25 protein-coding genes and 1 riboswitch are annotated in these 20,690 nt (G+C 69.0%); of the genes, 13 read left to right on the top strand and 12 right to left on the bottom strand.

Features of this window, described 5'->3' with window-relative positions:
• Positions 1–12: 12 nt before the first annotated feature.
• Positions 13–2,265, bottom strand: a complete 2,253-nt coding sequence (locus AC5Y39_RS15320) for a helicase-associated domain-containing protein (protein ID WP_500019098.1) — start codon at positions 2,263–2,265, stop codon at positions 13–15.
• 65 nt (positions 2,266–2,330) lie between these two features.
• Here AC5Y39_RS15320 and AC5Y39_RS15315 point away from each other — a divergent pair, with 65 nt between their 5' ends.
• Genes AC5Y39_RS15315 through AC5Y39_RS15300 form a run of 4 tightly spaced genes read left to right on the top strand, consistent with a single transcriptional unit; the run spans position 2,331 to position 3,911 of the window.
• Positions 2,331–2,525 (top strand): hypothetical protein, encoded by a 195-nt coding sequence (locus AC5Y39_RS15315; protein ID WP_500019100.1) that lies wholly within the window; start codon positions 2,331–2,333, stop codon positions 2,523–2,525.
• Positions 2,526–2,533: 8 nt separating this feature from the next.
• On the top strand, positions 2,534–3,016 hold the full coding sequence (gene moaC, locus AC5Y39_RS15310) for a cyclic pyranopterin monophosphate synthase MoaC (RefSeq protein ID WP_500019102.1): 483 nt from the start codon (positions 2,534–2,536) through the stop codon (positions 3,014–3,016).
• Positions 3,013–3,489, top strand: a complete 477-nt coding sequence (locus AC5Y39_RS15305; protein WP_500019104.1) for a MogA/MoaB family molybdenum cofactor biosynthesis protein — start codon at positions 3,013–3,015, stop codon at positions 3,487–3,489. Before moaC ends, AC5Y39_RS15305 begins: the two co-directional genes overlap by 4 nt.
• Positions 3,486–3,911: a molybdenum cofactor biosynthesis protein MoaE gene (locus AC5Y39_RS15300; RefSeq protein WP_500019106.1), complete on the top strand. Its 426-nt coding sequence runs from the start codon at positions 3,486–3,488 to the stop codon at positions 3,909–3,911. Before AC5Y39_RS15305 ends, AC5Y39_RS15300 begins: the two co-directional genes overlap by 4 nt.
• Positions 3,912–3,916: 5 nt before the next feature.
• Here the strand turns inward: AC5Y39_RS15300 and AC5Y39_RS15295 are convergent, their stop codons facing one another.
• From AC5Y39_RS15295 to AC5Y39_RS15280, 4 genes are all read right to left on the bottom strand, one after another.
• On the bottom strand, positions 3,917–4,981 hold the full coding sequence (locus AC5Y39_RS15295; RefSeq protein WP_500019108.1) for a transglycosylase family protein: 1,065 nt from the start codon (positions 4,979–4,981) through the stop codon (positions 3,917–3,919).
• A 9-nt stretch (positions 4,982–4,990) separates the two neighbouring features.
• Positions 4,991–5,182: riboswitch (cyclic di-AMP (ydaO/yuaA leader) on the bottom strand.
• A gap of 209 nt (positions 5,183–5,391) precedes the next feature.
• A complete protein-coding gene (locus tag AC5Y39_RS15290; RefSeq protein ID WP_500019110.1) occupies positions 5,392–5,661 on the bottom strand; it encodes a MoaD/ThiS family protein in 270 nt (89 codons plus the stop codon).
• A gap of 1 nt (position 5,662) precedes the next feature.
• A complete protein-coding gene (gene moaA, locus AC5Y39_RS15285) occupies positions 5,663–6,724 on the bottom strand; it encodes a GTP 3',8-cyclase MoaA (RefSeq protein ID WP_500019112.1) in 1,062 nt (353 codons plus the stop codon).
• A complete protein-coding gene (locus AC5Y39_RS15280; protein WP_500019114.1) occupies positions 6,721–7,113 on the bottom strand; it encodes a YccF domain-containing protein in 393 nt (130 codons plus the stop codon). The genes moaA and AC5Y39_RS15280 overlap by 4 nt, the downstream gene beginning before the upstream one ends.
• 177 nt (positions 7,114–7,290) lie before the next feature.
• Between AC5Y39_RS15280 and AC5Y39_RS15275 the strand changes: the two genes are divergently transcribed.
• Complete coding sequence (locus AC5Y39_RS15275; RefSeq protein ID WP_500048254.1) at positions 7,291–7,701, top strand: cold-shock protein; 411 nt, start codon at positions 7,291–7,293, stop codon at positions 7,699–7,701.
• A gap of 82 nt (positions 7,702–7,783) precedes the next feature.
• Positions 7,784–8,794 carry a glutathione S-transferase family protein gene (locus tag AC5Y39_RS15270; RefSeq protein ID WP_500019118.1) on the top strand — a complete coding sequence of 337 codons (1,011 nt, stop codon included), beginning with the start codon at positions 7,784–7,786 and terminating at the stop codon, positions 8,792–8,794.
• Here AC5Y39_RS15270 and AC5Y39_RS15265 read toward each other — a convergent pair.
• Together AC5Y39_RS15265 and AC5Y39_RS15260 are read right to left on the bottom strand one after the other, a co-directional pair.
• Positions 8,791–9,240, bottom strand: coding sequence for a DUF2771 domain-containing protein (locus AC5Y39_RS15265; RefSeq protein WP_500019215.1), 450 nt, complete (start codon positions 9,238–9,240; stop codon positions 8,791–8,793). The two genes, AC5Y39_RS15270 and AC5Y39_RS15265, sit on opposite strands and share 4 nt — an antisense overlap.
• 32 nt (positions 9,241–9,272) lie before the next feature.
• Entirely contained in the window at positions 9,273–10,859 is a 1,587-nt protein-coding gene (locus AC5Y39_RS15260; RefSeq protein WP_500019217.1) for an MFS transporter, read from the bottom strand.
• 188 nt (positions 10,860–11,047) lie between these two features.
• On the opposite strand from AC5Y39_RS15260, the gene AC5Y39_RS15255 reads away from it, so the two are divergent.
• Positions 11,048–11,818 carry a DUF3027 domain-containing protein gene (locus AC5Y39_RS15255; protein WP_500019120.1) on the top strand — a complete coding sequence of 257 codons (771 nt, stop codon included), beginning with the start codon at positions 11,048–11,050 and terminating at the stop codon, positions 11,816–11,818.
• Here AC5Y39_RS15255 and AC5Y39_RS15250 read toward each other — a convergent pair.
• Positions 11,815–12,279: an SRPBCC family protein gene (locus AC5Y39_RS15250; protein WP_500019122.1), complete on the bottom strand. Its 465-nt coding sequence runs from the start codon at positions 12,277–12,279 to the stop codon at positions 11,815–11,817. The genes AC5Y39_RS15255 and AC5Y39_RS15250 overlap by 4 nt on opposite strands.
• 16 nt (positions 12,280–12,295) lie before the next feature.
• Positions 12,296–12,559, bottom strand: a complete 264-nt coding sequence (locus tag AC5Y39_RS15245) for a DUF2530 domain-containing protein (RefSeq protein WP_500019124.1) — start codon at positions 12,557–12,559, stop codon at positions 12,296–12,298.
• Positions 12,560–12,595: 36 nt separating this feature from the next.
• Between AC5Y39_RS15245 and AC5Y39_RS15240 the strand changes: the two genes are divergently transcribed.
• Together AC5Y39_RS15240 and AC5Y39_RS15235 are read left to right on the top strand one after the other, a co-directional pair.
• Positions 12,596–13,414 (top strand): TrmH family RNA methyltransferase, encoded by an 819-nt coding sequence (locus AC5Y39_RS15240; protein ID WP_500019126.1) that lies wholly within the window; start codon positions 12,596–12,598, stop codon positions 13,412–13,414.
• Positions 13,411–13,686, top strand: coding sequence for a DUF2537 domain-containing protein (locus tag AC5Y39_RS15235; RefSeq protein ID WP_500019128.1), 276 nt, complete (start codon positions 13,411–13,413; stop codon positions 13,684–13,686). Before AC5Y39_RS15240 ends, AC5Y39_RS15235 begins: the two co-directional genes overlap by 4 nt.
• On the opposite strand, the gene sepH is transcribed toward AC5Y39_RS15235, so the two are convergent.
• Complete coding sequence (gene sepH, locus AC5Y39_RS15230; RefSeq protein ID WP_500019130.1) at positions 13,683–14,450, bottom strand: septation protein SepH; 768 nt, start codon at positions 14,448–14,450, stop codon at positions 13,683–13,685. The two genes, AC5Y39_RS15235 and sepH, sit on opposite strands and share 4 nt — an antisense overlap.
• Positions 14,451–14,533: 83 nt before the next feature.
• Positions 14,534–15,652, bottom strand: a complete 1,119-nt coding sequence (gene serC, locus AC5Y39_RS15225) for a phosphoserine transaminase (protein ID WP_500019132.1) — start codon at positions 15,650–15,652, stop codon at positions 14,534–14,536.
• Positions 15,653–15,707: 55 nt separating this feature from the next.
• Between serC and AC5Y39_RS15220 the strand changes: the two genes are divergently transcribed.
• The 3 genes from AC5Y39_RS15220 (at position 15,708) to AC5Y39_RS15210 (ending at position 19,392) form a co-directional block, all read left to right on the top strand.
• Positions 15,708–16,556, top strand: coding sequence for an aldo/keto reductase (locus AC5Y39_RS15220; RefSeq protein WP_500019134.1), 849 nt, complete (start codon positions 15,708–15,710; stop codon positions 16,554–16,556).
• Positions 16,557–16,700: 144 nt separating this feature from the next.
• Positions 16,701–17,714, top strand: a complete 1,014-nt coding sequence (locus tag AC5Y39_RS15215) for an AurF N-oxygenase family protein (RefSeq protein WP_500019136.1) — start codon at positions 16,701–16,703, stop codon at positions 17,712–17,714.
• 4 nt (positions 17,715–17,718) lie between these two features.
• On the top strand, positions 17,719–19,392 hold the full coding sequence (locus AC5Y39_RS15210; RefSeq protein ID WP_500048253.1) for an FAD-dependent oxidoreductase: 1,674 nt from the start codon (positions 17,719–17,721) through the stop codon (positions 19,390–19,392).
• On the opposite strand, the gene AC5Y39_RS15205 is transcribed toward AC5Y39_RS15210, so the two are convergent.
• Complete coding sequence (locus tag AC5Y39_RS15205; protein ID WP_500048252.1) at positions 19,389–20,282, bottom strand: LysR family transcriptional regulator; 894 nt, start codon at positions 20,280–20,282, stop codon at positions 19,389–19,391. The two genes, AC5Y39_RS15210 and AC5Y39_RS15205, sit on opposite strands and share 4 nt — an antisense overlap.
• Before the next feature lie 71 nt (positions 20,283–20,353).
• Between AC5Y39_RS15205 and AC5Y39_RS15200 the strand changes: the two genes are divergently transcribed.
• Positions 20,354–20,689, top strand: coding sequence for a nuclear transport factor 2 family protein (locus AC5Y39_RS15200; protein ID WP_500048251.1), 336 nt, complete (start codon positions 20,354–20,356; stop codon positions 20,687–20,689).
• Position 20,690: the final 1 nt, after the last annotated feature.

The raw sequence follows: 20,690 nt of genomic DNA, 5'->3' as shown, positions 1-20,690 counted from the left end.
TCGTCTACCAACTTATCCGTCGTCCACCGACACCACCGAGGTGACGCGGTGCACGGCGAAGTCGCGCACCCGGCCCGACGCCGGGTCGAACGCCACCAGCTGGCCGCCGCGCACGCTGATCGGCGACACCACCCGCTGGGTGGCCACCCCGGCCGGGTCGACGTAGCCCATCACCACCGAGGCCTGGTCACGCACGGCTTGCTGCAACAGCAGCACCGCGGTGCCGGCATCGACGCGCACCGCGGGCGCAGTAGCCGCGACTTTGCGCAGCATCGCGACGATCGCTTCCAGTGTCTGCGCGGCAAGCGGCGGCGGGCTGCGGTACGGCCTACGCTGCGGGACGTCAGTCACTCTGGCTCCGCGCGCCCGCAGGTCGACGACCGCCCCCGTGGCGTCCTCGGCCGCCGGCGCGAACCCCGCGTCGCGCAACGCTTTGAGCACTTCGGCGATCGGCGCCTGCGCCACCGCGACCGTCGGCGCGAGGAACCGCAACTGCACCGCCTCGGCCAACGGCGCGGCCGCCACCTGGGCCAGCAGCGCGGTGTCGTCGCACCGCACAAACGACGCAGCGACCCCAACCCGTAGCTGCCCGTGGCGGCGGGCGACGTCGTCGATCAGATAGGTAAGTCCTTGCGGCACAGGAGTTTTGGAGTGCTCACGAAAGAAGGCATGCAGCGCCGCGGCGGTGCGGCCGATGTCCAGTGCCCGCCGGATCGATGCTTCGGAAATCCGGTAGACCATCGCGGCGCCGGCCGACTCGACGGTGGCGACTTCCGCCAACTGGTCGGACAGCTCGCGGCGCAGCGGACCCGGCACCACCACGGTGAGGTCTGCCTGCACCAGGAAGTGGTCGATCGGCGCGGGCAGGATGCGCTTCATCGCGGCGACGGTCTCGTCGTCGGGCGCGCCGGAGATCAGCGCCCGCGCCGGCGACGTCAACGCCCCCCGGCCCACCAGCCCGAGCGCGGTGGCCTCGTCGAGCAGATCGGCGACCGGTCCGGGTTGCAGACGCAGCGCCCACCGCGGCCGCCGCCACAGCAGCAATCGCGACGCCTCCGCGGCGTCGAGTCCTGCTCCCTCGGGCAAGTCGGCCAACAGTGATAGCAGCAGCCGGCGGTCCAGCGGGGCCGCGGTGGAAAACAGTGCCTGCGACAGCGCGGCTATCGGCTTGTTGTCGGGCCCGCGGCGGCCCGCCAGGCTCGGACGCGACGCCAGCTCCAGCCACGTCGTCGCCAACAGGTGCCAGCGCTGCTCGGGCGGCGACTCGACGAAGCGGTCGGCCTGCACGGTGGGTGCCCAGTACGGCCCGTCGCCGTCGAGCGGCTCTGGGTGCGGCATGCCGGACACGATCAGCCCTGCAGACGCCGCAAGCTCGAGAAGCAGCCCGAGCCGCTGCTCGGAGATGCCGGTCACCTTGGCGAGCCGCTTCACCTCACGCACTCCGAGCCCGCCGCTGCGCAGCTCGGGAACCGGTGCGGCGCCGAGGGTTTCGACCAGCAGCTCGATCTCGCGCAGCACATCCAGCACCGCGCCGGCAGCGGCCGCGTCGACGTCGGCCATCGAGGTCGAACGCACCGAGGGCGTCGGCTCCACCAGACTCACCGGCCCCGGCTCTTCACCGCGCAGTACCTGTCCGACCACTCGTGGCAGGATCACGGTCTCGTCGTCCACCTGCCGCAGCAGCCCGGCCGCCAGCAGCCGCTGCACCGGCCGGTCCGGTGGCGTGCCCGGCGCAGCGTCGCGGGTGCGGCCCACCGGCGAGCCGGACACCAGCCGGTCCAGCAGCTGGCGCTGCGCATCGTCGAGCCCGTCGACCGCGCTGATGATGTCCTGGGCGTCGCGTACGTCGTGCTCCAGCGTCACCTGACCGGGATGCCACGGCAGCGCCGCGGGCGCCTCGGCAACCACCCGAAGGTCTCCCTCGCCCCACACCAGCGCGCGGTCGGTCAGCTCTTGCAGAGCCGCCGAGAGCGCGTTCGAGGGCACGCGGTCACTGAGCAGCGCTGCCACCTTGGCTGCGGACACCGGCGCCGCGTCGGCATGCAGCACCAGCAGCGCATCGAGCACGGCCAGCGTCAGGAAGTCCAGGTCGTCGCCGGCTGCCCTCACCGACTGGCGCGCCTGGGCCCGCGCCGCCAACGCGGCGATACTGCCCGGAGGCGGTTGGGTGAGGTCGGGGCGCAGTTGCAGCAGTCGGACCAGCCGGTCATCGGGCAGGTCGGCCAACCAGGCACCCAGCGGCAGGCGCGGGGTGTTATTGCTCATTGCTGACCAGCCTAAAGCAGCCGGTCAGTGTCGCGACGCGCCGTAACGCCTGTCAGAATGGGGCCGTGGCAGACAACAAATCCCAGAAGAGTCGATACGTCGATCCCGGCTGGCCGACCCTCGACGGCGACAACGACCACGCCGTCAGCGAGCTCGCTGCCGACCGCACCGGCGCGTTGTCGCCGTTCGGGGACGTCACCTTCCCCCTGCCCGCCGACGAGCTCCCGTACACCCATCCGGTGACGGTGGTCAACAAGTAGCTGGCCCCATGAGCGCTTCCGGCGCCGGCCGACTCTCGCACCTCGACGAACGAGGAGCGGCGCACATGGTGGACGTGACCGCCAAGGCCGTCACCAAGCGCACTGCGGTCGCGGCCGGAGCGTTGGTGACGACGCCCGAGGTGGTCGGGTTGATCTCCACCGGCGGCCTGCCGAAGGGTGACGCGCTGGCGACCGCACGGGTAGCCGGCATCCAGGCGGCCAAGCGCGCCAGCGAGCTCATCCCGCTGTGCCATCAGCTCGCGCTGACCGGCGTGGACGTCGACTTCGAGATCGGCCCGTCGAGTGTCGAGATCACCGCGACCGTGCACAGCACCGACCGCACCGGCGTCGAGATGGAAGCGCTGACCGCCGTCAGCGTCGCGGCCCTCACTCTCTACGACATGATCAAGGCCGTCGACAGGGCCGCGCGCATCGACAACGTGCGGGTGCTGCACAAGGCAGGCGGCCGCAGCGGCAGCTGGACCAGATGACGCGGTCGGCTCGAGTGGTGATCGCGTCCACACGTGCTGCGGCGGGAAGATACGAAGACCGTTGCGGCCCAATCATTTTCGACTGGCTCACGCAGCGCGGCTTCATCGTGCCGCCGCCGGCGGTGATGCCTGACGGCGACGCGGTGGGTGCGGCTTTGCGCGCTGCGGTCGCCGACACCGTCGACGTGGTCATCACCTCGGGAGGCACGGGGATCTCGCCCACCGATGCGACGCCCGAGCAGACCGCCGCAGTGCTCGACTACCAGATCCCCGGGCTGGCCGACGCGATCCGGCGCTCGGGGCTGCCGAAGGTGCCGACGTCCGTGCTGTCGCGCGGGTTGTGCGGGGTGGCCGGCCGCACGCTGGTGGTCAATCTGCCGGGCTCACCCGGCGGCGTCCGCGACGGCCTTGCGGTGCTCGCGGACGTGCTGGATCACGCGCTGGACCAGCTGCGCGGAAAGGACCACGGATGACAGAGGTGCTGCGCGCCGAGATCACCGAGCAGCCCGTCGACCTCGCCGAGCACGAAGCGCTGGTGGCGCATACCGCCGCCGGCGCGGTGGTGGGCTTCGCCGGCGTGATCCGCGACCACGACGGCGGCCGCTCGGTGACACGGCTGGAGTACTCGGCGCATCCGTCCGCTCGAGACGTGCTGGCCGAGGTGCTGGCCGAAGTCGCGCGGGACAGCCCCGGCGTGCGCGCGCTGGCCGCCAGCCACCGCATCGGCACGCTGATCATCGGTGACGCGGCGCTGGTGGCCGCGGTTGCCGCCGATCATCGCGCAGCCGCGTTTCAGACGTGCGCCAAGCTGGTCGACACCATCAAGGCGCGGCTACCGGTGTGGAAGCATCAGTTCTTCGCCGACGGCAGCGACGAGTGGGTCGGTTCGGCCTGACCTGTCTAGCCGGCAGCCGGGGTCGGCGCGTCCGCGGGCGTCGACTGCTGGGCGAGCCCTAGCAGTGCGTCGTTGAGCGCGATGTCCTGGTTGCTGATCGCGCCCCACAGGTCCTTGAGGTAGCCCGAGCCGGCGCCCTGCTGCAGAATGCCCTGCGGCAACGCGGGCAGCTTGCCGTCCGTCATGAACTGGTTGGCCGCGTCGTAGGCCGGAGCCGGGATATCCGCCGGCAGCGGTGCGGGCGGCGCTGGGTCGGCCGGAGCGAGCGGCACCTCGAGCGAGGTCTGCTCGATGACGGCCGAGTCGGGCGCAGTGACGCCCAGTGCCTCGCCGGCGGGCGGCGCGTCGACCGCAGCGGCGGCGTCGACGATCACGCCGTCGGCAGGTGCGGGAACCTGGTCCACGGCCGGCAGCACGACATCTGCCGGTGCGACGGGTGCGTCGACCGTCTCGATGACCGGCTCGGGAGCCGGGGGCGCTTCGGGGGCCGGCGGAGCTTCGGGCGCGGGCGGCGCCTCAGGGGCCGGCGGTACCTCGTTGACCGGAGCCGGGGTTTCCGGCGCGGGTGCGGCGTCAGCGGCCGGGGCCTCAGGAGCCGGCGCCTCGGGAGCCGGGGCCTCCGGGGCGGGCAACTGGCCCTCCGGCGGCGTGGCTGCGTCGAGCGTTTGCACCTGGTTGGCCGTCCGCGGCGTGACACTGCGCTGGCTGGCGCCGGACAGTCCCGTGCCGCACACCGGCCAGGCCCCTCGGCCCTGGCGGGCCAGCACACGCTCCGCGACCGCGATCTGCTGCTCGCGAGTGGCCATGTGCGCCGACGGCGCGAACTCGCTGCCTCCTGCGGAACTCCAGGTGCTCGGCGAGAACTGCAGACCGCCCTGGTAGCCGTTGCCGGTGTTGATCGACCAGTTGCCGCCGGACTCGCAGCGGGCGACCTGGTCCCATTCGCCGTCGGTGGCCGCGGCCGCGTGGGCGCTCAGCGCCAGGCCGCTTCCTCCGATGACCGCGCCCGTGAAGGCGACTTTCGCGACGTTGATGTTGGATTGGGTGGGCTTGCGATGCCGTCCACTCATGCGCGAGTTTCGTCCTCTCTACATGCGCCTGCGGAGTCAGCTGTCGGGTTCGGGCAAGAGAGGTCGCCCGGCCGGATGAACCGGCTTCACCCCAAGGAGCCGCGTGCGGCCCCTGGTCCGTGTCGGTGGACCGATTGGGTCCCCCGCCTCCATCCACGGTGTCGTCGTGTCCTTCCCTCACGGATGGAGCTCGGCGCGAAAGGGAAGGAGGGCCAACCGCATTGGGGTGGGCCGGCCTGCGCAAGACCGTAACGGTTTACGGGAAATTCGTCACCTTCAGGCGGCCGCGGCGTTTCGGTCCCCGGCAAACGGAAAAGCCCCAAGAAGGGACGGCGTACCTGCAGGTCGCTTGCGGCCGACACCGCCCCGAAGCCAATCTGTGACCATTCCGTGATGTGACGGAAATCACGTTAGCCGCCGGCAAACGGCGGCAGCACATCCACGGTCTGCCCGGCCCGAAGCTGCAGCGACGGGTCGCGCACCGCCACCCCGTCGCACAGATACGAACAGCGCGCGAGCACGGCAGCCAATCTGGGATCGCGCGCTGCGAGAGCGTTCGTCAGATCGGCGACGGTCGCCCCGGAATCCACGGCGAGCACTTCGGATTCCGTGCCAGCGGCCGCCTGCGCGGCCCCGAAGTAGCGGACCGTCACCTGGATCGTCGTCGTCACGTCGGTCATCTCAGCCGCCGATCGCGCTCATCGGTCGTGCCGGTTGCACAAAGCTCGGGTCGTTGATCCCGTGACCGGCCGCCTTCGCCCACATCGCCGCACGCCACGCGGCCTCGATCTCCGCGTCGTCGGCACCGCCGCGCAGCAGTCCACGCAGGTCGGTCTCGGTGCGCGCGAACAGGCAGTTGCGCACCTGTCCGTCGGCGGTCAACCGGGTGCGGTCGCAGGCGGCGCAGAACGCGTGCGACACCGACGCGATCACACCGACCGTCGCAGGACCGCCATCGACCAGCCACAACTCCGCCGGCGCCGAGCCGCGCGGCCCGGAGTCTGGTGTGAGCGTGAAATGCCGCCGCAGTGCGGTCAGGATGTCGTCGGCCGTCAGCATCTCGCCGCGCCTCCAGCGGTGATCGGCATCCAGCGGCATCTGCTCGATGATCCGCAGCTGATAACCGTGCTCCAGGCAGAACCGCAGCAGCGCGACGGCGTCGTCGCGGCCGGTTATCGGATCGAGCACCGCGTTGACCTTCACCGGATCCAGTCCCGCGGCGCGGGCGGCCGCGAGTCCGTCCAGCACGTCGGGCAGCCGGTTGCGCCGCGTGATCGCCGCGAACCGGGCGGCGTCGACGGTGTCCAGCGACACGTTGATTCGGTCCAGCCCCGCGGCGGCCAGCCGCTCGGCGCGTGTCGCCAGGCCGATCCCGTTGGTGGTCAGCGTGATCTCCGGCCGGGGCTGCAGTTCCGCCGTCGCCGCGATGATCTCTTCCAGGTTCTTGGACAGCAGCGGCTCACCGCCGGTGAATCGCACACTGGTGATGCCGAGACGCCTGACCGCGATCTGCAACAGGCGCAGCAGCTCGCCGGGCCGCAGCAGCCGTTTCGCCGGCATCCAGTCCAGGCCCTCGGCAGGCATGCAATACGTGCACCGCAGATTGCAGCGGTCGGTCAGCGAGACCCGCAGGTCCGTGTGGACGCGGCCGAAACGGTCGACCAGCGGTCCGTCGGCGGGCGCGTCGCCAGCCGACGCCCGTTGCGGGTGCACCGACGGCAGACCGAGGGCGGTGACCGTCATATCCACGACCTCGCGTCGTCGGCCGGCACGATCTCTTTGCCCAACGGCACGAGCGAGATCGGGATCAGCTTGAGGTTGGCCAGCGCCAGGGGGATCCCGATGATCGTGATCGCCTGCGCGATCGCGGTCGCTACGTGACCGATCGCCAGCCACACGCCGCACAGCACCAGCCAGATGATGTTGCCCACCAACGCGCCGGTGCCGGTGCCGGGCTTGTCGACGATCGTGCGGCCGAACGGCCACAAGGCGAACAGCGCAATGCGCAGGGCGGCGAAACCGAACGGGATCGTGATGATCAGGACGAAGCAGATGATGGCCGCGAGCAGATAGCCCAGCGCCAGCCACAGGCCGCCGAAGAGCAACCAGATGACGTTCAGTATCAGGCGCATAGTGTCGGCTCTTCGCCCAAGCGGCTCATTGCGGTTCCTCCAGGGGGTTTCCCCAGCCTACCGACCAAACGGGGCTGCTTCGCGCTGGGTGAGCCGAGTAGGATTTGCTCATCGCGTCCTGCGACACTGCGGGGCGCGTTCTTTGCGAGTGACCGTCGAGACAAGCAGGTGAGACAAGTGCCGACCGGCAGGGTGAAGTGGTACGACCCGGAGAAGGGCTTCGGCTTTTTGTCCCAAGAGGACGGCGAGGACGTCTACATCCGCTCGTCCGCGCTGCCCGCTGGCGTCGAGGCGCTCAAGTCCGGCCAACGGGTCGAGTTCGGCGTGGCGACGGGCCGGCGAGGCCCGCAAGCGTTGAGCCTGAAGCTGATCGAACCGCCGCCGTCACCTCTGCGCACGCGCCGGGAAGCGGCACAGCACGAGCACAAGCACACGCCTGACGAATTGCATGCCTTGGTCGAGGACATGATCAAGCTGCTGGAGGGCAAGGTGCAGCCGGAACTTCGCAAAGGCCGCTACCCGGACCGCAAGACTGGACACACGGTCGCGGAGGCGCTCAAGCGGGTAGCGCGCGAACTGGACGCCTGACCGCGCGCCGAGCGTTGACTCGAGCCACGGTTGCGTCGGCGATGCGTGGATTAAGCCGACACTCGCCGGGCATCCTGAAGCCATGGCAGCCTATGTCGCCAACGGCGGCGAGTTCGAACGCGACACCGACTACATCACCACCCGCATCACGGCCGACGGCCGTGACGGCTATCCGGTGGAGCCGGGCCGCTACCGGCTGATCGTCGCGCGCGCGTGCCCGTGGGCCAACCGGGCCATCATCGTGCGCCGGCTGCTCGGTCTGGAACCTGTGCTCTCCATTGGCTTTTGCGGTCCGACGCACGACGAGCGCAGCTGGACCTTCGACCTGGACCCCGGTGGCGTCGACCCGGTGCTGAAGATTCCGCGCCTGCAAGACGCCTACTTCAAGCGGTTCCCGGACTACCCGAAAGGCATCACGGTTCCGGCGATCGTCGACGTCCCCAGCGGCGAAGTGGTGACCAACGACTTCGCCCAAATGACGCTTGACCTGTCCACCGAATGGCGCCAGTACCACCGCGACGGCGCCCCTGACCTGTACCCCGAGCCGTTGCGCGACGAGATCGACGAGGTTGCCCAGCGCATCTACATCGAGATCAACAACGGCGTGTACCGCTGCGGGTTCGCCGGCTCCCAAGAAGCCTACGAGCGGGCCTACGACCGGCTGTTCACCGCGCTGGACTGGGTGTCCGAAAGGCTCAGCCGCCAAAGGTTTTTGGTGGGCGATACCATCACAGAGGCCGACGTGCGGCTGTTCACCACGCTGGCCCGGTTCGACCCCGTCTACCACGGCCACTTCAAGTGCAACCGCCAAAAGCTCTCCGAGATGCCGGTGCTGTGGGCCTACGCTCGCGACCTGTTCCAGACGCCCGGCTTCGGTGACACCATCGACTTCGTCCAAATCAAGCAGCACTACTACATCGTCCACAAGGACATCAACCCCACGGGCATCGTGCCCAAGGGGCCGGACCTCGCCAACTGGCTGACGCCGCATGGTCGAGAAGAGCTCGGCGGCAAGCCTTTTGGTGACGGGACACCGCCTGGTCCGCCGGCGGAAAGGGAGCAGGTGCCGGCGGGTCACTCACCGCTGAGCTAAGCCCAGGCCGTCCGCACCGACCATTCGGCGTGCGGCATCGGGAACAAATCACCCTTCTCGTCGGACACCAACGTCAGGATCTGCACCACCACCCGATCCAGCCGCCCCCCGGCGGCACCGACGGTCGGAATCGTCACCGCCAGGCGGGAATTCGGCCGGAAGACCTGCAGCGAGGTGTCGCGCGGATCGTCGTAGAAGGCCCGCAGCAGCCACGGCGTGCGCCCGATCGAGGGGGGCACCGACAGCTGCACCACATTGCGGTCGTCCACGGCCAATTCGCCTTGCGTCCCCGCATTTTCGCAGTTGTTGAGGTCGACCGGACTGCAGTACCGATACGGTCCCACCCGAGCCAGCTGGCCGCGCGAGTAGGCGCTGATCTCCGGCCGCGGCGGCGGATGGCCGCGCACCACAAGCCAAATGCCAACGGCCACAACGCCGCACACCATGACGACGGCGCCGATCGCCGTCAGGGCACGGGTCACTGCGGTGTTGCCATCGCGTCGGCGGGCGTGCTGCCTTCCTGCTCCGCGACCACCGGCCGGTTGCCGCCGAAGCCCGGGATCAGCGAGTCGCCGCGATAGCTCACGATGGTCTGCGCCAGGCCGAGAATCAGAAACGACGAGATCGCGGTGAACCCGACGCGCAGATCGGTGTACACCAACACGCCCGTCGCGCCGCCGGCCACCCAGGCCAGCTGCAGCAGCGACTCCGAACGCCCGAACGCCGACGCCCGCGACTGCTCGGGCAGGTCGTCCTGCAGCGACGCGTCCAGCGACGCCTTGCCCACTGCGCTGCAGCCCGAAGTCAGCAGCGCCGCGATCGCGGTGAACAGCAGATCGCCGAAGAACGCCGCCGCCAGTGCGGCGACGGTGACGATGATCGTGCAGCGCACCACCAGAATCGACGGTCGGCCCAACTTCAGCCGCGCGCTGAGCCCGTTGCCCGCGAAGTTGCCGACGGTGGCTGCTGCCCCGATCAACCCGAGCATGGCCACCTGCTCCAGTCCGGTCGCGTCGTGGGACTTGGCCCAGAACGCCGGATACAAGAACAAGAACCCGACCATCATCTTGATCGTGACGTTGCCCCATAGCGACGTGATGATGTTGCGGCCCAACGGCTGTCGCGGTTTGGCCCGCTTGGCAGGCCGGGGTTCGCGGTCTCGGCGCAACGGTGCGCTGTGGCTGTGGTAGGTCAGCGTGGTCGGCACCTCACCCGCGGTGACTTCCACCCATCGGGGGATCTGCATCGACAGGTAGGCGCCGACGACCGTGACGACGACGACCACGAACAGCGCGCCGGGCAGGCCGAACAGCTTGGTGAAGACGTACTCGACACCCGCGGCGATGCCGCCGCCGACGATGGTGCCGCCGATCAAGCCGAACACCGTGAGCCGGGAGTTCACCCGCACCAGGTCGATGGTCGGCGGCATCACCCTCGGTGTGACCGCGCTGCGCAGCACACTGAACGACTTGGACATCACCATCATCAGCAGCGCGCACGGGTACAGCACCCAGGGCGGGAAGCTGCCGCTGGCGCCGTCGTAGTTCGCGATCAGGATCACCGCCAGCGCGGTCCGGAAGGCGAACGACATGGCCAGCGCGACACGCCGCCCGTGCTGCAGCCGGTCCAGTGCCGGACCGATGAGCGGAGCGATCACCGCGAACGGCGCGATCGTGATGAGAAGGTAAAGCGCCACCCGGCTTTTGCTTTCGGCCGACGCGGCCGCGAAGAACAGCGTGTTGGCCAGTGCGACGGCCATCGCGGCGTCGACGGCGAAGTTGGCCATCACCGGGTAGGTCAATGCGGTCAGGCCCGACTTGTCGGCGCCGTCAGCGGTGGCCGCCCGATGGAACAGCCCGTACATTCGCACACCCATTTCCCGGCTGCGCATCGCAGCGGCCCGGGTCACGGTGACCTTCTGCCCGTCGGATCCACCGGAGCGCGGCGGAGGCGAATAGCCGTGGGCTGCCGGCTCGTCCAGCGGCGGCAGATACCGGTTTCCGCTGGGCATCGATGGCCGCGAGGTCCGGCGGTACGGCACGCCGTCGGTGGGGTAGTTGGCCATGCCGGGATGTTCGTCGGCGTCGGGAGCCGGCCGGGGTGGGTAATACCGACGATCACCGCCGCGATCACCGCCGAGGGCGTCTGGCCGCGGTCCGCTCACAGCGTCGATTGTCCACTATCGGGCGGATGCAGTGGCGCAGCTAGCCGGTGTGGCTGCGGGCGGGTGCGTCGGGCACTATTGGGGATGCAATGGACGACGTGACAGTGGCCGACGCGCAGGCCACCGAAGCGCCGGCCGCGGACGTGCTGGCCGGCGCGGTTGAGCAGGCCCGCGCGGCGATCGTCGAGTTCAGCGGTGAGACCGTCGGCGAGTACATCGGCGTGACGTTCGACGACGCCACTGCGGCCACCCATCGCTTCCTGGCAAACCTGCCCGGCTATTGCGGCTGGCAGTGGGCGGTGGTGGTGGCCGCGCATCCGGGCGCCGACCACGCGACCATCAGTGAGGTGGTGTTGGTGCCCGGGCCGACGGCGCTGCTGGCCCCGCAGTGGGTGCCGTGGCAGGAGCGGATCCGGCCGGGCGACCTCGGCCCCGGCGACCTGCTCGCCCCGCCGCGCGACGACCCCAGACTCGAACCCGGCTACGTTCTCACCGGCGACCCGGCCGTCGACGACGTCGCGGTGGAACTCGGTCTGGGGCGGCGGCAGGTGCTCAGCGCGTTCGGGCGCGCCGCGGCCGCGCAGCGTTGGCACGACGGCGACTACGGCCCGCAGTCACCGATGGCGCGGTCGGTTCGGAGGGTCTGCCGTGATTGCGCGTTCTACCTTCCACTCGCGGGCTCGCTCGGCAGGATGTTCGGCGTATGCGCCAACGAGATGTCCGCCGACGGCCACGTCGTCGACTCCGAATACGGATGCGGCGCGCACTCGGACACTCCGGCACCCGCCGGCAACGGTTCGCCGCGCTATGACCCGTTCGACGACGGCGTGCTGGATCTAATGGAACCTCAAGAGCGCTAAGCCTTTTCGGCTTTTTCGGCAGCCGCTTTGATCTTGGCGAGCGATGCGTTCATCCCGTCGAGCAGTTCCTGCTCGAAACTGGGCACACCGCCGAAGAGCATGTTGACCAACATGTTCGACGCCGCCTTCACACCGTTTTCGGCGTGCCGCGACTCCACCACGCGGGTACCGGTGGCGGTCGGTTCGAGCTCGTAGCTCCAGACGGTGTTGTTGGTGTTGACGCGGAAGGCGAATTTTCGTTGCGGCACAACCTCGATGACCGTGCTGGTGGTCGGCCAGAACAGCCGGTTGCGGCGGTTGACATTGATGGTCCGGGTGCCCGGGCGCAACGGTCCGAGCGGCTTCATGAGGCGGCACTGCGGACTCCACTCCGGCATCCGGCGGAAGTCGGTGATCAACTGCCACACCTTCTCGACGGGAGCGTCGATGTCGATTTGGGCTTGCAACAGCGGTGCGGCCATTGGTGACTCCTGTTCTTCAGTGCAGGCCGGTCTGAGCGCCGCGGGATCCGCTGCGGGCCGCGCGAAGCTGCCATAAGTACAGCAACGTGCCGAATGCCGCGACACCGATGCCGGCGACGGTGACCGGCCGCCAGGTCTGCAGCTCGGGCACCGTGAACGCCGCGATCGCCGCGGCGATCCAGGCCAGCGTGCACACGGCGATCACCGGGCGCGGGTCGAGCAGAGCATCGGGCAGCGGAGGCGGTTTCACGCCGCGGCCCGGGTTTCCGTCGGTGCTCATCGGCACCAACCTAGCCCACTGTCGTAGTGTTCGGCCGTGGCTGCACAGGTCATCGACGTCGCCGATCCCGCCGACACGCGCCTCGACGACTTCCGCGACCTCAACAGCATCGACCGCCGCCCCGATCTGCCCAGCGGCAAAGGCCTGGTCATCGGTGAGGGCGTGCTCGTGGTGCAGCGGATGCTGGCCTCGCGGTTTCGCCCGTTCGCGCTGCTCGGAACCGACCGGCGCCTCGGCGAGCTCCGCGACGACCTCGCCGGCGTGGACGTCCCGTACTACCGGGTGGACGCCGACGTCATGGCCAAGGTGGTGGGCTTCCACCTCAATCGCGGGGTTCTGGCGGCGGCGCGCCGAGGGCCGATGCCCCCGCTGGTCGAGCTGATTGCCGACGCCCGCACGATCGCGGTGCTCGAGGGTGTCAACGACCACGAAAACCTCGGATCGATCTTCCGCAACGCGGCAGGACTGGGCGTCGACGCGGTGGTATTCGGTCCTGGCTGTGCCGATCCGCTGTACCGGCGCGCGGTGCGCGTGTCGATGGGTTATGTCCTGCTGGTGCCGTTCGCCCGTGCCGAGACCTGGCCGGGTGATTTGAACACGTTGCGCGACAGGGCCTTTCATTTGCTGGCGATGACGCCAGACTCGAGCGCAGTGGCCCTGCCCGACGCGATGGCCGGGCTGGGACACGAGAAAGTGGCGATCCTGGTCGGCGCCGAAGGACCGGGCCTCAGCCGGAAAGCAATGTGCGCCAGCAATATTCGGGTGCGCATTCCGATGTCGCGAGGCACCGACTCGCTGAATGTCGCGACAGCGGCAGCGCTGGCGTTCTACGAGCGGGTTAGGCTCGGCCGGTGACGGACGACGACCTTGCGCGCACTCCGTGGGGGACAGGGCTGACGGTCGCCGGATTCGTCGCGGCCGTCACTGCGGCTGCCGTCGTCGTGCTGAGCCTTGGCGTGTCGCGGGTGCATCCGCTGCTGGCTGTCGCGCTGAACCTGATCGCGGTCGGCGGCCTCGCGCCGACGCTGTGGGGGTGGCGGACCGTCCCGGTGCTGCGGTGGTTTGTACTGGGCGGCGGCGCCGGCGTGGTGATCGCGTGGCTGGCGCTGCTGGCCATCGCCGTCTAGTGGTTGCCGGAGCGGACGTCGAGCAGCACGTCCTCCCACGCCGGCACGGCGGGCCTGCGGCGCCGCGCCCGAGGCGGCGCAGGCTGGGCGGGCGGCTCGGGCGTCGGCGCCGGCTCCTCGGCGGGCGCCTCCTCGAAGTCCAGCTGGGCCACCGCTGCCACCGGGCGAAGCGGCCGCTCGAAGTTCGGGTCGATCAGCTCGGTGGCGGTGTCGTCGAGCGGAGTCGACGTGCCGCCGTGCGCGCCGGGGGTGAACCGGAAGTGCGCGACGTTTCGCGAGCGGCCCGCCTGCCAGGTCAGCTGCACGGTCCAGTGGCCGTCGGCGTTCTTCCAGGCGTCCCACGTCGTGGCGTCATGGTCTAGGCCGCGCGCGACGAGCGCGCTGGCCACGGTCTCGAGCAGGGTCTGCACCGCGGGCCCGTCGGCGAGCACCGGGTGCGACGCGGTTGCCAGCTCGGCCGCGCGCGAGCGCTCCAACAGCACCGGGTGCGCGAACCGCTCCACCCGGGACACGTCCACCCCGGCTGACTCAGCGACCTGCTCGACGGACGCACCCGCCCTGATCCTGGCCTGAATCTCCCTGGGACTGAGCACGTTTGTGACCTCGATGTCGACTTCTGGCTGGCGGCTGCGAGCGACCTCGCCCCGCACAGCGGCTTGCAGCCGGTCGTCGGCGCGCAGCCGGAACTTCTCGCCCGAGTGCTTGCTCTCGCAGATGATGTGTTTGCCGTCGACGTCTAGGCCGACCACCGTGAGTTCTCGCATGCCGACCTCCTCCGGGCTGTCACGACATGCCCGTCAGCTGCGCACTTTAGACGAGGACGGGGCGCAAGCGGCGCTGACACGCGCTAAAGCCGCTCGACCACCCAATCGACGCACGCGGTCAGCGCGCTGACGTCGTCGGGGTCGACCGCCGGGAACATCGCCACCCGCAGCTGGTTGCGGCCGAGCTTGCGGTACGGCTCGGTGTCGACGATGCCGTTGGCCCGCAGCGTCTTGGCCACTGCGTTGGCGTCGACCTCGTCGGCGAAGTCGATGGTGCCCACGACCTGAGAGCGCAGCTCGGGGTCGGCGACGAAGGGCGTGGTGTACGAGGTCGCCTCCGCCCACGAATACAGCCGCTGTGACGAGTCGGCGGTCCGTTTCACCGCCCACTCGAGTCCGCCGTTGTCCAGCAGCCAGTCCAGCTGCTCGGCCAACAGCACCAGCGTGCCGATGGCCGGCGTGTTGTACGTCTGGTCCTTGCGGCTGTTTTCGACCGCGATCGGCAGCGACAAGAAGTCCGGCACCCAGCGGCCAGCCGCGGCGATCGACTCGATGCGTTCCAGCGCCGCCGGGCTCAGCAGCGCCAGCCAGAGGCCGCCGTCGCTGGCGAAGTTCTTCTGCGGCGCGAAGTAGTAAGCGTCGGCCTGTGACACGTCGACGGGCAGGCCGCCGGCGCCTGAAGTGGCGTCGATCAGGACCAGCGCGCCGTCGGAATCCGCGGGCCGACGCACCGGCACGGCCACGCCGGTCGACGTTTCGTTGTGCGCCCAGGCGATGGCGTCCACCGACGGGTCCGACTGTGGCTGCGGCGCGCTGCCCGCCTCGGCCTTGACGATGATCGGCTCGCCCACGAACGGGTTCTTGTCCACCGCGCCCGCGAACTTGGAGCTGAACTCGCCGTACGCCAGGTGCAGCGAACGCTTGTCGATCAGCCCGAACGCGGCGGCATCCCAGAACGCGGTCGCGCCGCCGTTGCCCAGCACCACCTCGTAACCGTCCGGCAGCGAGAACAGTTCGGCCAGTCCCTTGCGCACGCGGCCCACCAGGTTTTTCACCGGAGCCTGCCGGTGCGAGGTACCGAACAGCGCCGCCGCGGTGGTGGCCAGCGCCTGCAGTTGCTCCGGTCGCACCTTCGACGGTCCCGATCCGAACCTGCCGTCTTTCGGCTTGATCGAGTCGGGGATCGTGAGTGCTTCAGCCATGGGGTCCAGGTTAGGCAAGCGTTTGTGGCCGACGGCTATCGGGCACAGCCTCCCTATGAGCACTGTGCCACTGATCGACCTCAACGACGGCAACCGCATTCCGCAGCTGGGCTTCGGCACGTACCAGATCGAGCCGCAGCACACCGCCGAGGCGGTGCGCACCGCGCTGGAAATCGGTTACCGCCATATCGACACCGCGCAGATGTACGGCAACGAGGAAGGGGTGGGACAGGGCATCCGCGACGCCGGCCTGGACCGCGAGGAGGTGTTCGTCACCAGCAAGCTCAACAACGGGTTCCACCGGCCCGACGACGCTCGCCGCGCGTTCGACGACACGCTGCGCAAGTTGGGCTCGGACTACGTCGACCTGTTCTTGATCCACTGGCCGCTTCCGACGCTCTACGACGGCGACTTCGTCTCGACCTGGAAGACCCTTGAAGAGTTCGCGAAGGACAAGCGCGCCCGCAGCATCGGGGTGTCGAACTTCCAGCCGCATCACGTGCTGCGGCTGCTCAACGAAACCGACACCGTCCCCGCGGTCAACCAGGTGGAGATCCACCCGTATTTCACCAACGACGAGGTCCGCGACTACAACCGCGAGCACGGCATCGCGACCGAGGCGTACTCGCCGATCGCGCAGGGCAAGGTGCTCGACGATCCGGTGATCACGCGCATCGCCGCGTCGGTGGACAAGTCGCCCGCGCAGGTGGTGCTGCGCTGGCATCTTCAGCGCGGCGACATCGTCATTCCGAAGTCGGTGACGCCCGAGCGCATCAGGTCCAATTTCGAGGTCTTCGACTTCGAGCTCAGCGACAACGAGATGGAGGCGATTTCCGGGCTCGACCGCGGTGAAAACGGCAGGACGGGAGCCCATCCGGATACCTTCGACTACATCCCGGACTAGCCCCACAGTGACCTAGATCACGTGACATGCGTCAAGTGCCCGTCGCCCACAGGACGGCGCGCGGTCTAGACAGTTAACCAGTACCCGCGGTACCGTCTCTGGACATAAGGCGTATCGATGTAAACCTCATAGGGGAGGGCTCGAATGGCTCGGACGCGCGTGATGAAGCGGTGGAAGCGCAACATGGAGGTCGACGACGACCGCGAATACGTCGACACCCTGGCTGTCCTGTCCGAGGGCTCCGTGCGCCGGAACTTCAACCCGTACACCGACATCGACTGGGATGATCCCGCGTTCGCCGTCACCGAGAACGACCCCCGGTGGGTGCTGCCGGCGACCGACCCGCTCGGGCGGCACCCGTGGTACAAGGCGCAACCGCTGGAGAAGCAGATCGCGATCGGCATGTGGCGTCAGGCCAACGTCGCGAAGGTGGGCCTGCACTTCGAGAGCATCCTGGTCCGCGGCTTGATGCAGTACACGTTCTGGGTGCCCAACGGGTCGCCGGAGTACCGGTACTGCCTGCACGAGTCGGTCGAAGAGTGCAACCACACAATGATGTTCCAGGAGATGGTCAACCGCATCGGCGTCGACGTGCCGGGTATGCCCAGGCTGCTGCGGTGGATCTCGCCGCTGATTCCGCTTGCGGCAGGGCCACTTCCGATCGTGTTCTTCTTCGGCGTGCTGGCGGGCGAGGAGCCGATCGACCACGCGCAGAAGAACATCCTGCGCGAAGGCAAGTCACTGCATCCGATCATGGAGAAGGTGATGGCGATCCACGTCGCCGAGGAGGCCCGCCACATTTCGTTCGCGCACGAATACCTGCGCAAGCGTGTCCCGCAGATGCGCCGGCGGTCGAAGTTCTGGCTGTCGCTTCACGTGCCGATCATCATGAGGGTGCTGTGCCAAGCGATCACGGTGCCGCCGCGGCAGTTCTTCAAAGAGTTCGACATCCCGCGCTCGGTGCGCAAGGAGCTGTTCTTCGATTCACCGGACTCGCGGCAATGGCTTCGCGACATGTTCGGTGACGTCCGCATGCTGTGCCACGAGGTCGGCCTGATGAACCGGCCGGCGCGGCTGATGTGGCGGCTCTGCAAGATCGACGGCCGGCCGTCGCGCTACCGCTCAGAGCCGCAGCGCCAGCACCTTCCGGCGGCGTAAGCGGATGCCGCACGTCATCACCCAGTCGTGCTGCAGCGACGGGTCCTGCGTCTACGCGTGCCCGGTCAACTGCATTCACCCGACGCCGGACGAACCGGGCTTCGCCACCGCGGAGATGCTGCACATCGATCCGGACGCGTGCGTGGACTGCGGCGCGTGCGTATCGGCCTGCCCGGTCGGCGCGATCGCACCCGACAATCGGCTCACGGCTGAGCAGTTGCCGTTCGTCGAGCTCAACGCGTCGTTCTATCCGCCTCGGCCGCCCGGTGAAAAGCTGCCTCCCACATCGAAACTCGCGCCCGTCATCGAGGCGCCCGCGATCCGGCGGCGCGGCCCGCTGCGGGTCGCCGTCGTGGGATCGGGTCCCGCGGCGATGTATACCGCCGACGAGTTGCTGACCCAGCCCGACGTGCGGGTCAACGTGTTCGAGAAGCTGCCCACGCCGTACGGCCTGGTCCGCGCGGGCGTGGCGCCCGACCACCAGACCACCAAGCGCGTGACGCGGCTGTTCGACCGGATCACCAGCCAGCCCGGGTTCGGCTTCTATCTCAATGTCGAAGTGGGCAAGCACCTTTCACACGAAGAGCTCCTGCGCCACCACCACGCGGTGGTCTACGCGGTCGGCGCATCGGCAGACCGGCGCCTGCACATCGACGGCTTCGGCATGCCCGGCACCGCCACCGCCACCGAACTGGTCGGCTGGATCAACGCCCACCCCGACTACCGTGACCTCGACGTGCCGCTGGACCACGAGCGCGTCGTCATCGTCGGCAACGGCAACGTCGCGCTCGACGTCGCGCGACTGCTCACCGCAGACCCCGAAAAGCTTGCCGCCACTGATATTTCGCGTGCTGCGCTGACGGCACTGGCGGGCAGCAAGGTGCGCGAGGTGCTGGTCGCAGCCCGCCGGGGTCCGGCCGCGTCGGCGTTCACCCTGCCGGAAATGATCGGGCTGACGAATGCCGCGCGGGTGGTGTTGAGCGCCGACGACCACGAGCTGGTCCGCGCGGATCTCGCCCGCTGCTCGGACCGCCTCACCCGGCACAAGCTCGAACTGCTTGTCTCCCTTGGCATTTACGACGAATACGGCGACCAGCCGGTGGTCCGGCTGGCCTATCGCATGACGCCGTCGCGGGTGCGGGGGCGTCGGCGCGCCGAGGGCATCGAGTTCATGGTCACCGGCACCGACACGGTCCTCGACGTCGACGCTGGGCTTGTGCTGAGCTCGATCGGCTACCGCGGCCGGCCAGTGCCGGGTCTGCCGTTCGACGAGCACGCGGGCGTGGTGCCAAACCGGGGCGGCCGCGTGCTCGACCCGCATACCGGTTCTGCGGTGCCGGGTAGCTATGTCGCGGGCTGGATCAAAAGGGGCCCAACAGGTTTCATCGGCACCAACAAGTCGTGCGCCCAAGAGACCGTCAACGCGCTCGTCGACGACTACAACGCCGGCCGGCTCGCCGATCCGGCGGCAGGGCCGCGGGCGTTGGACCGGCTGCTGTGCGCGCGCCAGCCTCAGGTCATCGACCGGACGGGATGGCAGGCCATCGATCGCGCCGAGATCGAACGCGGTCGCGCCGACGGCCGGCCGCGCGACAAGTTCGCCACCGTCGAGGAGATGCTGCAGGTGGCCGCCAGCGCACGGCCGCGCCGCGGCCTGCTGGCCGCTTTGCTGCACTAGCGGCGGCTCGCAGAAGCGGCTGCGGGAAGAGGCCAGAGCCGGACCAGCGCCGCGGCCGCTGAAGACAGCCGGCGGTCCGCCCGCCATGCGACAGCGACTCCTCCGCGCAGCACCGGCCGCACGATGCGTACCAGCCGCACGTCGTCGCGGGTGCGCGCATACGACTCTGGCAGCACTGCCACCCCGAGTCCCTGCGCCGCCAGGTCCCCGACCACCTCGGGATTGCTCACCTCGAGCGTGACCCGGGCGGTGAGCCGGGTGTGCGCGCACCCCTCGTCCAGGCTGTTACGAATCCCGGCCCCGCGTGGCAGACAGATGAGGTCGTAGTCGACCAGACGGCGCAACGACACACTGTTGTGCGCGGCCAGCGGGTGAGCCGGGTCGACCGCCGCCACCAGAACGTCGTCGTTGATCACCTCGACGTGCAGCCCGGCCGGCGGGGAGGAAAAGCCGATGACGGCCAGATCCAGCGACCCGTCGCGCAGACCGGCGACCAACTCGGCGGTCGGCGCTTCGATCAAGCTGACCCGCACGTCGGGGTGACGGTGATGAAACCGCGCCAGTGTTGCGGTGACGACGCCGGGCGGGCACGACGTCATCATTCCCACCGCGACGTGGCCGCGTAGCACTCCACTGAATTCGTTTGCGGTGGTGCGGATTTCGGCGACGGCCGCCAGTGCGGCCCGGGCCAGCGGCAGCATCGCGAGGCCGGCGTCGGTGACCCGCACAGAACGGCCGGAGCGGTCGAACAACGTCTGTCCGAGCTCCTGCTCGAGCCGGCGGAGCTGCGCGCTCACCCCGGGCTGGGCGACATGCAGCCGGGCCGCTGCCTTGGTGAAGCTGCTCTCTTCGGCGACCGCGACGAAGTATTCCAGCTGATGCAGTTCCATAACCAGCGATTATGGATTACATAAGAAACATATTTTGGACTTATGCACGGCAACCGACGCACCATGAGGGCATGGAACCTACGACTATTGCCCAGACCTACTTCGACAGCTGGAACAACAAGGACTTCGACCGGTTGCGGTCGATCCTCGCCGAGGATGTGACGTTCTCCGGGCCGCTGGGGTCGGCGAGCGGAGCCGACGACTACGTCGCGTCGCTCGCCCGGTTCGCGGAAGCCCTCGACGGCGTCTCGGTGGAGAAGATGATCGCCGACGACAGCGACGTGCTGACCTGGTTCTATCTCCACCCCAAAGGAGGCGACCCGGTGCCCGTCGTCAATTGGTGCCACCTGGAAAACGGTCGGGTTCAGCGGGTTCAGGTGACCTTCGACCCGCGGCCGCTGCTGTAAC

It is taken from the genome of Mycobacterium sp. NGS39, assembly GCF_059812765.1.
This window is presented reverse-complemented; position numbering and strand designations above follow the sequence as displayed.